Source organism: Flavicella marina (genome assembly GCF_009193215.1).
Lineage (GTDB): Bacteria > Bacteroidota > Bacteroidia > Flavobacteriales > Flavobacteriaceae > Flavicella > Flavicella marina.
Map to the genome: position 1 here is coordinate 1,080,423 of NZ_VYVA01000001.1, position 15,892 is coordinate 1,096,314.

Annotated in this window: 8 protein-coding genes; all 8 read right to left on the reverse strand. The window is 34.4% G+C overall.

The window, feature by feature from the left end; translation table 11 throughout:
- Nucleotides 1-65 precede the first annotated feature (65 nt).
- The 8 genes from F6P99_RS04385 to F6P99_RS04420 all read right to left on the reverse strand — a co-directional run bounded on the left by F6P99_RS04385 (nt 66) and on the right by F6P99_RS04420 (nt 15,399).
- Nucleotides 66-764, reverse strand: a complete 699-nt coding sequence (locus F6P99_RS04385) for a hypothetical protein (RefSeq protein ID WP_152286208.1) — start codon at nt 762-764, stop codon at nt 66-68.
- A complete protein-coding gene (locus F6P99_RS04390; protein WP_152286209.1) occupies nt 761-3,466 on the reverse strand; it encodes a T9SS type A sorting domain-containing protein in 2,706 nt (901 codons plus the stop codon). Before F6P99_RS04390 ends, F6P99_RS04385 begins: the two co-directional genes overlap by 4 nt.
- 7 nt (nt 3,467-3,473) lie before the next feature.
- Nucleotides 3,474-5,990, reverse strand: coding sequence for a T9SS type A sorting domain-containing protein (locus F6P99_RS04395; protein WP_152286210.1), 2,517 nt, complete (start codon nt 5,988-5,990; stop codon nt 3,474-3,476).
- Nucleotides 5,991-6,155: 165 nt separating this feature from the next.
- Nucleotides 6,156-7,703, reverse strand: coding sequence for an alpha-L-fucosidase (locus F6P99_RS04400; RefSeq protein WP_152286211.1), 1,548 nt, complete (start codon nt 7,701-7,703; stop codon nt 6,156-6,158).
- Nucleotides 7,704-8,035: 332 nt separating this feature from the next.
- Nucleotides 8,036-8,644, reverse strand: coding sequence for a hypothetical protein (locus F6P99_RS04405; RefSeq protein ID WP_152286212.1), 609 nt, complete (start codon nt 8,642-8,644; stop codon nt 8,036-8,038).
- 129 nt (nt 8,645-8,773) lie between these two features.
- A complete protein-coding gene (locus F6P99_RS04410; protein WP_152286213.1) occupies nt 8,774-10,348 on the reverse strand; it encodes a hypothetical protein in 1,575 nt (524 codons plus the stop codon).
- Between the two features lie 37 nt (nt 10,349-10,385).
- Nucleotides 10,386-12,242 carry a RagB/SusD family nutrient uptake outer membrane protein gene (locus F6P99_RS04415; RefSeq protein ID WP_152286214.1) on the reverse strand — a complete coding sequence of 619 codons (1,857 nt, stop codon included), beginning with the start codon at nt 12,240-12,242 and terminating at the stop codon, nt 10,386-10,388.
- Between the two features lie 61 nt (nt 12,243-12,303).
- Complete coding sequence (locus F6P99_RS04420; RefSeq protein ID WP_152286215.1) at nt 12,304-15,399, reverse strand: SusC/RagA family TonB-linked outer membrane protein; 3,096 nt, start codon at nt 15,397-15,399, stop codon at nt 12,304-12,306.
- Nucleotides 15,400-15,892: the final 493 nt, after the last annotated feature.

A 15,892-nucleotide genomic window follows, 5' to 3' on the forward strand; every position in this document is an offset into this window, starting at 1 on the left:
AGAATTATAAAAAATAAAAAAAGCTTAGAAATTGTTCTAAGCTTTTTTTTATGGTAACTAGTAGATTATTCAGTTTTAAAATCAAATACTGGAGATACAGATTGATTACCATGGCTATCTTTTGCTACGACTTTCCAATAATATACAGTGTCTTCATCTAAGGTTCCTGTTGCAAATTCTGTGGCTTCGGTAGTCGTTACTTTCGAGGTTGGTGGATTTGATGTTGCTAGGTATACATCGTATTCAACAATATCGTTATCGATATCTGTTGCATCCCAAGTCAATAAGAAACTCCTAGGTGTTTTACTACCCATAGTTGGGTAAATTGGATCTGCAGGAAAAGGTGCGTAGTTTTGTACTCCTGAACCAGCATTGTAGAATTTCCATACAGTACTGCGAGTTTGATCACTAAAACGCTCTCCAATAGCGATAACATACCATGAATAAGGTACTCCACGTTCAATCGTTATGCCTTTAGAAGTTGTAGTAGCATTAAAGGCGACTTCTTTATCTGTATCTAAATTTTTGAGGGTCAATATATACGATTTGGCAGTTGCAGTTCCGTTCCATTCAAAGGTAACCTCACTTCTAGTATCTGAGATAATAGTTCCTTCAAAGCATTCAGAGTTCTCAAGAGGGAAAACTAGAGTAGGTTTTGCTTCATTGTCGTTTGATCCGTTTTCACCTTCCGCATCACTTGAAGAACAACCCGCAAATGATATTGAGATGAATAGGATATATAGAATAGTATTTATTAGTTTCATTTTTTAATAAATTTTGATTGAATTTTGTGATTTTTTGAACTAAAATTTACAATGTATATTCCACTCGAAAGGGATGTAACATCTATGTAGAAGTTGTTGTCTAACAATTGTGTTGTTCCAGTTTTTTCAATGCTTCCAGTAGTAGCATATATCTGATAGAATACCTCGTTGTCGGTAAAATTTAGAGCTGATATATGTAACATATCTGACACCGGATTTGACAAGTATAATTGTGCATTAGATAGCGCAATAGTTTCAATATGTTGTCCTTGACAATCTTTATTTGTGGTTACTGAAATCTTATTTTCTCCTGATGTAAGAGGTATCTTTATTTCAGATTCATCTGTCATATAGGTTGTGTTATTCACTTCAATTCTATACAGTTCAGCACCACTTAATTTAAGGTTTGCTACATTAGAGTTTTTCAATACTTCAGATTTAACCTGTAATGTTGAGGGTTTTACAACTGTTAAATCAAAACATTGTTCAAAATCATTATTTCCTTGAATTGTAATACAAACGGTGTAAGTGTCCGCAGGAAGGTTTGTGAATTCTGTGGTGGTTGTAAATTGCTTTTCGATAGAAACTCCCGAAATTTTTGCAACATATTGAAGGTTTTCACTTGCTACAATAGTTATTTTTCCATCATTATTTCCGTTACATGTTTCTCCAATTGCTAACATTTTAAAGTTCTCAGAATCTAAACTAAAAACAGGACATCCGTCGGTGTTTACAGGTGTGCCAAAAGGGGTGTTTGGACATAAATCATCTGCGTCACCTACACCATCTTTGTCTTCATCGTCTTTTGGAAATGAAAGACAATCTTCACCTGGTAAACCATAGCAGCCAAGTCCGTTTGGACTCAATCTATAATTCCAAGTGATACCGGCAACCCATTTAGTTCCTCCAAATTCATAGGCACCCACATCTGGATTTTCACCGATAAAACCATCTGTAAATCCTGGGATTTGTTTTCCTGTATCTATGGCCTCTGAAGTAGATACCAAGTTGAAATTACTTCTATCGATGTTTTGAAAAGAATCTGAAGTCGTAACAATATTGTTTTGTTTGTCTGATTGAGGTTCCCATTGGTCACTATTTGATAGGTTGTTCCATACATTGATGTCGCTAAATGCTGTTCCTTCTAAATGCCAAGCACCCATGACACCACCTTCGTTATTCCAAAAAGTGTTGTTGTAGATATTAATGTTTTTACAATCCCAATTCATCTGAACACCTGTCCATTCGGTGTTCCAAACGACATTATGATGCACATTGAATCCTTCTGCATCATTATCTAGATAAATACCAGCTGCTTTTTTCTTAGAACCACTTGAGGCTACATCATGAAACCAGTTGTGGTGGATGGTAGTTGTGTATTGCGCACCAACGGTATAGAATAATGCACAATCATCTGCGATTAAGTTACTTCTTGAAATATCGTTGTAAGCAAATTCACAGTTTTTACCATTGTAGTTGATACCATCGCGTCCTCCATTAAAAATAGTGTTGTTGATAAACTTATTGTTTTCACCACCTCTTGCAACCAAAGGGGCATCGTAAGAACCTAAATAATTAAAATCATGAATTCTAGAGTCGATTACTTCGTTGTTTTGACCGTCAATGTAAATTCCAGAAGCGGCACTAAAAGCGATTTCACAACGTTCAATTTTATTGTTTGATCCATTTACTCGTACACTTGGTTTATTTGCATTGAAACCAGTGAAAACTCCTAATGTGTGATTTCCATAAAAAGAAGATACGCCATATAATAAGTTATTTGTTGAGGTACTCTGATCCATGGTGATACTTCCACCAAAAACGGCTAAATTTTTAATATGGATGTAACTTTTTCTATCCAAATCGATCGTTTTGATTCTCTTTCTCATTTTTACTTCACCATCAAGAGGAGCTACCCCAGTTGGTATTTGAAGAAACAACTCCTTCGAACTATCGTTGTAGTACCATTCGTTTTGGTTATCTAAAGCAGCTTTTACACCTTCTAAATAAAAGTCTCCTTTGTCGGCTGGAGCATGAAATGTTCTTATCCAACTAGGATTTTTATTTAATTGAAATGAAACTTTTCCTGAAGAAGAACTTTGAATTGATGCTTTCCAAGCAATCCAACCAGAACCTGGTTTGTCACCATAAAAGAACACAGTTCCACCTGTCCAATCGATATTCGGAATTTCATTCGATTCTAAATAAGCATCAACGATTACGTCAGAACCACTACCTCCTGTATTTCTTCTTGTCTCTAAGTTGAAAGGATTGTCATCAGTTTTGTTTGGCCATCTCGCCAAATCACAAGCTGTTTCATTGTACATTACAAAGTTTTCTTGTCCTAACGTGTTAAATGGAATCGTTGTTTTGTAAATAGAACCAGAATCCTGAGTCCAACCAGAAAGAGATTGCATCGCTGATACGATTACACGATCACCAGGATACGATTGAAAAATTATTGGATTTCCAGCAGAACCAGAGTTTGCAGGGGTTAGTGTTTCTTCATATGTTCCTTCTTTAATGTAAACTACATCTCCAGCCACAGCCACATTGGCAGCTTTGGTAATTGTTAAATAGGGACTGGCTTCTGTTCCTGGGTTCGAATCGTTACCGGTTTTTGCAACGTAGATATCTCTTGAATATCCAATGACATGAAGCGTCATAAGAGAATAAAAAAGAGTTTGTTTAAGGAGTTTCATCAATATATTAATTTTTAGTTATTGTTAAAGTGTTGTTTGATAATGGTGTTTCTGTTTTTAAAATATAGAGCCCCTTTTTTAAAGAGACTGTTTTCAGTTCAATTTTTCTGTTTTTGATTTCAAGTTTTTGAGAAATGACTTTTTGACCCAGTGAGTTAAAGATCTGTACAGAACAAGTATTGCTGTTATCTGTTCCAAAATCTATAATATATTCGTCTTGAAATGGATTCGGATAACCTATAATTTCGCCTCCGATAACAATTTTTTCTTCAAAAGAGCCTACACATTCTTTGTCGGTTGTTACTTCCAAAATATTTTCTCCATTAGATAAAGGGAGTTCAATAATGTTTTTATTCGTTCTAAATAGTTTTTCGTTGATAGAAATGTTATATGCATTACTACCTTTTAAGGTGAGTAAAAGTTTTTTTGATATTTTGTTTATTTGTGTTTTTACGTCTAGAGTAGTTGGGTCGTTAATAACAACAGTATAAAGATTGATTAAAGCTGTATTGTGTTGTGCTGTAAGTACGATGTTATATGCTCCTGAATGTAAATTCTCTACAGTCAGTTTTGAATTGAATTCGAAGGTTTGATTAAAATTATCTTGAGTGATTGTAGCTGTGTAATTATCCTCGACAATCGGATAAAAAACTATTTGACCTTCAGATGAGTCTGGACAAGGATTAGATACTGTTTTAATATCTAAAACATTTATCGGTTTTTCAAAAAACTCAGTTACCAATATCATAGAACTGATATGTCCACCATTATCAGGAAAGGTTACTGAGACTGTAGTATTTTCGTTGATAAGTTGTGATGGTACAGGGATTTCGATCATACCAAAAAAATCATCACGATTTGCTTGGTCGTATCCTTTGTAGTTTGTGGGAACCGGTACTTGAACTCCGTTTACTAAAACGGTTGGTTGTTTTGTAACATCGTGCTTTCTACCGATACTCATCCTAAGAGTTGCATAACCGTTTCCTTGAGCCACATTTGAGAATGTGTAATTAATTGTGTTGTTTGTTGATATCGGTTCTAAGTAGTTTGTAGCATAATAATTTTTCATGTTTATGCTATTGTCAAATATGATGTCATCCGAAAAATTGTACTCTAGCATAACAAATTCATCTTTGATTAAATGAATTTGTTCAGGAGCTGTAGTTGAAGTATTGATATCAAAAAGAGGGTATTTCTGAGGAAATATTTTTAAATTTTTAGTTTGTATAGACTCTAGTCCGGCAAGATTAGATAACATTTTCAAATTGACGGTTTGTTCGTTATCGTCTAAATTGCTCAATGCGACATACATTTTTGAACCATCAATAAAAGCATGTGTTTGTATGTCTGGATTATCACTTTTGATGAATACACGTTTTCCTTTGACATTTTTCCATAGTTCGTAGAAAAATATTCTTGGTGTATATTCCCAACCTTCGATTTGATCTACTGGAACTCCAATGTTTGTAGGTTTCCAAAGCACTGCTCCATAAGGCTGGTAATTGTTTTCTGGAGTAATATGCCATGTAGCTTTTCCTGTGATGAACGGAATTGACACACAAATTCGATCTTCTCTATCTAATAGATTAAATAAGATATGATTGATAGATGCAACGGTTTGAACGCTTGCCAAATCACTATAATCATCACCATAACCTTTTTCTATGGCACCGTATTCTGTAATAGCATGTGGTTTTACTTTGTTCCATTTGATCATGCTATAGTTTTCAATCATGTCTAAAATTGCTTCAGAATTACTGCCTGATCTTTTAGAATCTTGACCTGTTACATTGATTCCATCATAGAGATGTGTAGAAAAACCATACATGTTGTCACCGGCAGTGTCCATGAACATCTTCATGCTGTCGTTCCAATGTCCGAAGTCCCATAATTCTAAAGAGGGCCAGGCAGAAGAATACCCAATAACTTTCATGTTTACCAATTCTGGTTTGTTATGAATACGTTTACCGACCTCATTGTATAATTCTGCCATTTGAACTTTAATGATTTGGTTTTTTTCAGGATCCCATCCCTCATAAAAATCATCGGCATGAACAAATGGTTCGTTCATCACTTCAAAATATTCTTGTCTACCAGAATCATTGGCGAAATTGTTATAATATTCTGCCGCCCAATCACCCGCAGCAACTACATCAATGTCAAATTTATAAACCGATCTAGGATGTTCTGTTGCGACATAATTTTTCAAAACAGATTTGATAGATCCATTATTCGGTTTAGGATCTGGATAGACACCTACTTCACCAGTTTTACTGTTAGCGTAAGAGAAGGCTCCCCAGAAACCTCTTCCTCCGGAAACATTGTAGTCAGCTCTAAATTTAGATTGATCATTGTCCATTCCAGTATCATGTACAGAAAAAAACTTAGCTCTATCAATCTCAGAGATCCCATTGAGAAACTTTTGACAGTTTGGGTCTATGAATACATTCGTTTCTTGAGCGTGGATCCATGAGAATCCAAACGAAATGAAACAGATGAATATATATTGATAAAAAGATTTCATATAAAGAGTGTCCTAATTAACTTGTTTTGACAAAACTAGGTGTATCGAAGTTTTTTTGGGGCAACAAATGAAGTTGAATGGAAAACAAATGTCTTAGGTATCCAATAAAAAAGGCATGACTACAATAAGTAGGCATGCCTTTTTAAGACCAACATAACCAAACATTTATATTGTTATTTCTATCGTATATGCAAAATTGCAAGGCTTGGTTTTTGGCATTGCTACCTGTAGACCAGAGCTTGTTTGTTTCCATGTTATTTTTTCTTCACTACCAAGAACTTTGATTTTCGAGAAATTCAAATCCATTGCATGAGGGTTTCCTTTGGCTAAGGTTTTAATGTTTACAACCCCATTTTTTGGCCAATCGAGTACTATTGCATAGAGTTTATCTCCTTTGCAAGTAAATCGAATATCTTCAGCTGATAAATTTTGGTTGTTACCTTCTGAGTGATGACCCTTTTTTACTTCTGTAGGTCCTTCACCAAAAGTTCTCCAATATTTAGTATTGTAAATAGCCTTTCCGTTGGTTGTTAACCAACTTCCCATTTCTAATAAAATTTTTACTTGATCTTCTGGAATTTCACCGTTTGCTTTAGGTCCAACGTTTAATAGTAAATTCCCATTTTTACTTACGATGTCTACTAAATCATCGATTAATTGGTTCGCAGTTTTTGATTCCCAATTTGTCACGTAACTCCAAGAGTTTTTACCTATTGATGTATCTGTTTGCCAAGGCAACTCTCTTATTCCAGGTAATTTTCCTCTTTCTAAATCATAGACTACGGTACCTTCAGGGAATGCTTCATGTGAAAAGTTTTTGTCTTGTAACACAACTTCTTTTCCCCATTCGATTCCTTTGTTATAATAATAAGCCGCTAATTTTGGTCTCATTTCAGCGAAATCAGGAATGTCAACATAAAAATCTAACCAAAAAATATCTGGCTGATAATTGTCTAAAACATCTTTTGTTCTTGCCCACCATCTGTCTTTGAATTTTTGTGAAACAGGTTCTGTTAAATCTGTACCTTTTGAAGAATACAAATCTGCATATTCTGGATCTGTTGTGTCGAACCAAGGTTTTTTGTTGTAAAAAGACCAGTTGAAAGCAAAATGTGACGAGGTACCCATAATCATACCTTTTTCACGTCCTGCCTTGAATAATTCTCCAAGAATATCTCTTTTGGGACCCATATCATAAGCATTCCACCTTGTAGTATTAGATTTATACATGGCAAAACCATCGTGATGATCAGCAACAGGAATTACGTATTTTGCACCTGCTTTTTGAAATAATTCAATCCATGATACAGCATTGAATTTTTCACCTTTAAACATAGGAATAAAGTCTTTGTATCCAAATTCTTTTTGGTCACCCCAATGTTTTTTATGATGTAAATACTCTTTACTTGGCCCTAGCTTACCAGTGTTTAATTGCGCGTTAAAGTTGGCCGTATCCATATACATTTGTCTTGGGTACCACTCAGAACCATAAGCAGGAACAGTATAGGCTCCCCAATGGATAAATATTCCGAATTTAGCTTTGTTAAACCATTCAGGGTCTTTATAATTTTTTTTAATGCTTTCCCAATTGGCCTCATATTTTATAGCATTTGTATTCGCTTGTTTTGTTGCTTGAACTTTTTTATTTGCACAGGAGCCGATGATTAGTGCTATTACAAGACAAAAATATACGGTTATTTTTTTCAATTCCATTGTTTACAGTTTTAATATGATTTGTAGGGTACTGCTGTCATTTGTTAGGTCCCGGATTTTTTCTTGGGATTATTTATGTTTTTATATTGTGTCATCGTTGCCAATAACAGTTGCAATAAGTTTCAGGTTTTGATGCATTCTGAAATAATTGTAATTCTATATGTTTTCAAAATTAGTTTCGAGATTGAGTTTTTGGGAAACTAAATGATTTTATTGAGGAAACAAATGGCTTATATCCTTTATGTTTACTAATATTTTGCGTTTTTTCAGTTAGGTCAATTTCAAATATAAACGGGAGATAAGGGAATTGTTATAGTGGTGTTTAAAATGGGTTATTCAAACTTTATTGTACTAACATAAACTTTCATATCGTACATGTATTTTTTGATTTCAGAATAATTATTGTAAAGATGGTGACTTGGATTTATATCAATACCACTTATAACTTTAATTAATTGGTCTTTTTCTTTACTCTCAAGATAATAGAAACTGCTAAATGATTTCATGGGTAGTTTTTCTGTTGAATGACCAGAAATCATATAAATTTGAGAAGCATTTGTTTCTTTCATTTCGTTGCTACTATATTTATGTAAAGTTTTATAGTCCCATGTACCATTTTTTCCATAATTCTCGAGATCTGATAGAAGCCTATCTTTCAAATTTTCATTTTTATTTTTAGGTAATTTTATCACTGTAAGTAACACACTGAAATCATCATTTAAAACGATTGGAACAAAAGTTAATTGATATTTTTCGTTGAAGGTAGGCGGAATATCAAAATCTGGGATTTTTATACTAAAGCCATTAAGTTGTTTCCTTTCGATTTCATAGGTTTCACCGTTTTTAAGTTTGTATTCAACTTTTTGTTGGTTATATCCTTGATAGGAGAATAAAAAAATAAAAATAATTATTAATAAATAGTTCAATTGTCTTGTGTTCATAGCTAGTGTTTTGTAACTCGGTATCGAGTTAATAAATAAAAGATTTGAATTATAAGTTTCTTAACGATTGGAATAATAAAAAAGCCTACAATAATGTATTGTAGGCTTTAGTTATTCAATTTATTCGTATTAAGGTCTTACGTCTTTTTCTTTAATTACGAAATCATCGTAATACATAACACCTCTTTTTGCTCTATCCTCACCAGGAATTCTCAACATAATTGCTGATCCTGGTTTTAGACCTCCAGGTGCATACTCGTAAGAGAATTTTTGCCATGTTCCAACAGCTGAAGCAGCTCCGGTCCACCATCCTTTCCATTGTCCATTAATGAAATGAGGCCACATGTTTACATAATCACTTCCTGTTTCTATATATAACCAGAACTCTAAAATATAAGTTTTATCTTCTAGCGTAAATTGAGCTCCATTACTCATAGGGTTGTATCTATGATTGGCGGCATTATTTCTTTCTTCTCCGTCAAATGTAAGTTTTAAACTGTAGTCACCTGAATGAGGGTTGTCAGTTGTAACTTCGATTAATGTATCATCTTCCCAAGATGGTTTCCATGATTCAGATACTCCACCATCTTCAAGAGTAGAAGCAGCTTCACTAAAGATATTAACAAAATATGAAGTAACCGCAAGATTTGAGAATGCAGCTGGTTTTCTCGTATCTGTAGATTCTAAAGTACCCATTCCATCATAAGAAACATCAATATCATCTGACTCATAAATTTGGTCAACTAAAGTTATTTCTAATAATGTTGCATCTGCTGAATTTACAGTAACCTCATCAATTACAAATGGATTCCCATTTACGTTAACGGTAAAGTGTGATTCTTGACCTGTAAATGGAGCAAATTCACCATTAAATGGAATTTGAATTGTTTGATCTTCAAGCTCTACTATTTCGCCAGAGATAATGAAAGGCTGAGAAGATGGGATTACTTTAAAATTTACTGGAATTTGGTATTGTTCCCAGTCACCTGGAACATTCTGTGTAGTACGACTCAATTGAAGAGACCCATTCCAAATACCTAGTTTTTTGAATACCAATGTAGCAACCTGATCGGTACTGGTAGATCCACCTACATTCCATCTCCAAGTATCTGGACGTCCAATTACAGTTACATCTGTAAATTCTAAGTTGTCTCCTGCTTCGATATAGATTGTGTCTAAAGGATTTTCATGAGGAACAAGTGCCCCAGCTTGTCTAACTTCAATTGCAGGTACGATGGTGTCATATACGTCTACAACAAAAGTAGTGTCCATTACCCATTTGTCACCCATTTTTACGGCAGGTATTGTATCATTTCCTCTAAAAGCAACAGAGTCTTTAAAAGTATTGTATAGTCTAATATCTTGTAAACCTGATTTTTTGAACAATACATGAATCGTTTTGTCTGTAGTTTCTGTAGCCCCTCTATTCACGATAAATTGATCGAATACTGAGTCTAATCTTTGAATAGGGCCTTTCAAGAAATAGTTACCTTCACTAATAGTCCATTTGTGGTCAATTGTTCCTTGAGACAAATCTGAGAAAGACATGTATTTATCAATACCCACTTTCCATTCTGTTTGTCTTAATGCAGAAGTGTACCATCCAAGATCAGAGTTAGAATTAGGTGCATCATAGTCGTTATTGTTGCAACTGGTGAAAATTGCAGAAACAATAAGTGCGATTGCTAATATTTTATTTTTCATTGTATAAGTTTTTTAATTATAAATTGAAGAATCAGATCTACTGATTATCATATAATTTAGGGTTAGAATCAACTTCACTATTTGGTATTGGCCAATAAGCATGTAAATCCTTTACATAATTTGCTGCTGATAAATGAAACTCTTGAAAGTCTGCAACCGCAGGCTCTGCTCCATCGTTTTTCAATACAGCTCCCCATTTTGTACCACTAGTATTATCTTTTGTTGTAAAAGTGAAATTCTCAACATAATATTCTTTTTGAGATAGGGTAGTGAAATGATCATTCAACGTTGTGATTACTCCGTTTTCAGCCCATCTTCTTAAGTCGATATGTCTAATTGCATTACCCTCGATAGAAAGCTCTAAAGGTCTTTCTTTGTATACTAAATGTTGCATTAAAGTTCCGTTCTTACCCGTAGTATATGCAATGTTGTCATGAATGTTTGCTGGGAATTCTCCGGTACCATCGAAACCTAACAACTGTAAAGCTGACCTTCTTCTAACTCTGTTTATGTAAATCAAAGCGTCGTCAACAGAACCATCATTCATTAAGATACATTCTGCATACATTAAGTAGATATCTGCTAAACGAATCAATCTAACATTGACACCTGATCTAGGGGTTGCAGCTGAGATTAATCTTTCACTTTCAGCAAAATCCCAGTTCGTGTACTTTCTAAAATATGCATATTCTTTGTTGTTAAATGGTGCTGATTGTGCAGGTGTCAACGGTGCGTAAACGGTTTCGAACTCTGGTTCATTCGTGTCATCACCATCATCTATTTCTTGTTTAAGATCACCATAGTAGTAGTATAAATCTTCATCATCAGGTAAAGCGATTGAGTAAGAAGTTCTCAACGAGTATTTTCTCAAAGTTGTTCCTCCGGCTCCATCATCTACTAAATTTCTAAGATCTGTTGGATCCATTGGATCTTCTTTATATGCCATTGTCAACCAACAAGCAGGAATCATTGTTCTCCATCCACCAACAGGGCTAATCAAAAAGTTATTTACACTAGAAGTTTGTTCTCCAGAATATGGGTCGATTTCGTCTTTATAATTTAATGAATATGCAATTTCCAAAATCGATTCAGAATTGAATTCATCCATAGTTGTAAAATTACTTCCGATATTCGGAGCTAAGCTATAGCTGAATTCGTTAATTACCTTACCAAACCAAGTTTGTGCTTCCGTATAATTTGCAGCATACAAGTAGCTTTTTCCAATAAGAGCGGCAGCAGCACCTGCAGTGATTCTACCTAGGTTAGAACCGTCCCAAGTTGCAGGAAGGTTGTTGTAACCATATTCTAAATCTTGTAAATAAAAAGCCTGTACAGCAGCTGCAGAACTTAAAGGTTGGAAAAAGTCTTCCTCTTTTTCAGGTACAAAATCATAGATAACTACAGAACCATTGTTAAATGAATTGTGTAAGTAAAAATAGAACAGTCCTCTTAAAGCTCTAGCTTCAGCTAAAATAACTGCTGCTGCAGCTTCTTCTTGTGCACTAGGGTGTGTACCTTTTATTTTTTCAGCAGCGATAATTACTTGATTTGCTCTAAAGATTCCTTGGTACAAAAATTGCCATTTGCTGTTTGGTCCATCAGATGAATTATTAAATTGTTGTAAATAATATTCATTGGTTGGATTAGGTCGACCAAAGCCAGGGTACGTTAAATCAGTACGATTATTCTCATCTGTTAAACGTATAGTACTTCCGTTTTTTAATGTACTATAAACTGCGATGAGACCTTTGTCTAAGTCAGCTCTTGTTTTCCAAAAACTAGAGGTAGACAGTTCGTTTGGATTCACTTGTTCAAGAAAATCGTCACTACATGATGCAATGGTAATTGCTACCAGTAACATCATAGCTATTCTGTTAATATATGTTTTTTTCATGGTTGAAAATATTTTAATACTCTTAATTAATTTGTCTCTCATTTACTATTGGATTCTATTATTAAAAGTCTAATTGAACACCTAATCTAAATTGAGAAGTAATTGGGTAACTACCTCTGTCGATTCCTCTTGTAGCTAAGTTGTTTCCACCAATTTCAGGGTCAAAACCAGTATACTTTGTGAAGGTAAGTGGGTTTTGAGCTGCCACGAACAATCTTAACTTAGTAACATTTATTGTCTCTGTTATTTTTCTAGGTACTGTATATCCTAAATTCACATTTCTCAATCTGATATAAGAACCATCTTCTAACCAGTAATCTGTGAAACCTCTATAGTTATTGTGATCTCTACCTCTGTTCGTCGGTATTGTAGAAACAGCGTTTTGAGGTGTCCATTGGTATACTAAATCTTTATGTGTAGCAAATTTGTAAGCAAATGCTTTACTACCGTTCATGATTTCAGCACCGAAAGAACCATACCATTGCATTGAAAAATCGAATCCTTTATAGTTTGCATTGAAGTTCAATCCAACTGTGTAATCAGGAGTTCCACTACCAGCATATCGTCTATCATCGATACTGATTTCTCCATCTCCATTCGCATCTACCATTTTTAAATCTCCAATTTTAGCTGTTGGGTTTACATTGGCTTGGTAGTCTGCTAATTCTTCTTCAGTACTTATTACACCGTCTGTTTTTATCAAGAAGAAAGCCCCTGCTTCGTACCCTTCAGCGATTACTGAAACTAAATCTTCGTTATTGTTATCAGCAACATTACTACCATCTATATAAGAGATTTTGTTCGTTCCGGTCATTTTAGTAATAGTATTCTTGTTTTTAGAATAAGTCATGCCTATGTTCCAGTTGAACTTTCCTTTATGACGATAATTTAATGCTAATTCAAGACCTTTATTTTCCATATCTCCAGTGTTTAAAGTAACTGTTTTATATGCTGGCCAAGAACCATTTGTTGGCGGCACTAATAAAGGGAATAACATGTCTTGTTTGACTGTTTTGTAAATATCAGCGTTCAGGGTTAACTGGTTTTTGAAGAATCCGAAATCAATACCAATATTATCTTGGATTGATGTTTCCCATTGTGTAAATCTATTTTTATATGCCAATTGAGTAGCACCTAAAGCTAAGTTATCTGTGTCTTCAGGACCGAATACTGCATCTTGATTCAATACAATAGTTGGTTGGTAACTGTAATCTAAAATACCTTGGTTACCTGTAGTACCATGACTTGCTCTTACTTTAAATGAGTTTACTACTGATTTTGCTGGTTGCCAGAAGGCTTCGTCTGAAACATTCCATCCAACAGATGCTGAAGGGAAAATTTTGTACCTGTTTTCTGGTGCAAATCGAGATGAACCATCACGTCTTGCGCTCAAACTCAATAAGTATTTTCCTTTATAATTGTATTGTACTCTTAATAAAGAACCAATTAATGTGTTCGTTCTATCTTGTTCCCATCTTGTTCCGGTACCAGCATCAGCATCCCTTAGGGCACCTTCTAAAGTCGTGATTTCATTACTAAAGAAATCCTTTTTACTAGCAAAGAATGAAGTGTAATTGTATTTTTCTGCAGAGTAAAGTGCTAAGACCTTTAGATTGTGGTCACCAAAGCTTTTAGTATAATTGATAAAGTTTTCCCATGTTGCTTTTGCAGATCTATTGCTTTGGTTCCAAGCTCCTGATCTTTGTTGTACCGGAACTTCGTCTCCATCTTCGTTAAACACTTGAAAAAGTGGGTTGATTCTTACACGTGTATTGTTTGTGTAAGCCATACCAAATCTTGTTGTAAATCTAAAATCGCTATTGATTTTGTAATTGGCTGTAATATTAGCATTCAAACTTTCACCGTTTCTAACATCTGTTTGTTGAAGTTTGGTTGAAATATTACTTAAGTTGATTGTTTCATTTTGATTTCCTCCACCAGGAGTTTGAACCGTTGTGGCATTTGGGTCAATTTCTTGTTGGTACGGCTTGTATTTGTATGCATCAGTTAACAATCCCCAAGCTGCATATTCTTGTTCTTCAATTCTGAATCCAAGACCTGTGTCAATTTTCCATTTACCTTTGGTGAATTGTGTGTTTGCTCTTACGTTGATTCTATCGTAACCTGTGTTAATGATAATACCATCTTGACTAAAATAGTTTCCAGTAATACTATACGCTAAACCATCTTTTCCACCTGAAATACGCAAACCATGGTTTTGGATTGCAGCAAAATTTTGTTGAATAACGTCTCTTAAGTTGGTGTTATTAGTAAACTGCTCAGTCCCTTGTTCTAAAGGAGTCCATGTGTTATTGTAGTGTGTGTTATTGTTAGCAGCACCTGATAAGAAAGTAATGTATAGTGATTCTTCTAAATCGGCTAAAGGAAGACCAGAGGTAATGTTTTGAACACCATAGTAGCTGTCTGCACTGATATTCATTTGCCCCATTTTACCTTGTTTAGTTGTAATTAAGATTACCCCAGCAGCACCACGTGTTCCATAGATAGCGGCAGATGCGGCATCCTTCAAAACATCTATTGTTTCAATTTCATTTAAACTTAATTTTGGGTCACTTTCAAAAGGGATACCATCTACAATATATAGAGGTGAGTTACTAGCTTCTATAGAACTAATACCTCTAATAACGATATTTGATTCTGATCCTGGTTGTCCATCACTAGCAGTAACGGTAACTCCGGCTATTTGACCTTGCAAAGCAGTTCCCAAATCAGCAGTTGAAGATTCAATCAACGTTTCAGCTTCAATACGAGCAACTGCCCCAGTAACTTCTTTCTTTTTCTGAGTACCATACCCAATTACTACTACTTCTTCTAAAGTAGAAACATCAGAAATAAGTTGAACGTTTATAGTTTGTTGTCCTTTGATGGCAATTTCTTGTGCAACAAACCCAATATAACTAACAAGTAAAGTGCTATTTGAATCGGTTGTAATTTGATAATTCCCATCAAAATCGGTTACTGTACCGTTTGATGTTCCCTTGACCAGAACACTCACCCCGGGAAGAGGCTCTCCGTCTCCAGTAACAACACCTTTTACGGTGATTGTCTGTGCTTGAATTGTACCAAAGCTAACTAATAACAGTCCTGTTATAAATAATGCTTTGAGTTTCCAATTAACAAGTAATTTGAATTTCATATTGATTAGTTTTAAGATTAGGCTACAAATATTTGTTTTTTTAGACCTGGTTAGGGAAACAAATGATTTTATCGAGGAAACAAATCCACTAAAGATAATGGATTATCTATCTTGTAGTGTTTGTGTAAGTGTCTTGAAAACAGTGTTTTAAAATTGTTTCCTTGCGTAGAAAAGAGTTTTGGTTGAGGCATTTGGTGAAAAATATGTTAAAAATTTTAATTAGTTTTATCATCTAATTGATACAATTTTTTTCACGCAATTTTTTCTTTTAGACACATGTCAAGTGTCTGACACAACTGTATTGTTTTGTAGAATTTTTGTATAATGTACAAATAAACTTCATAATACGACAGCTGTTTTCGAATTTCATAAACAGATGTTATTGTTAAATTTTTGAAATCATAAATATGAGTATTTTCTTTTTTCGTTGTAAGTATTTGATAGTTAGTTTTTTGTTTTTTAGTTTGTCTGTTTTTGGGCAAAAAAATGTGAG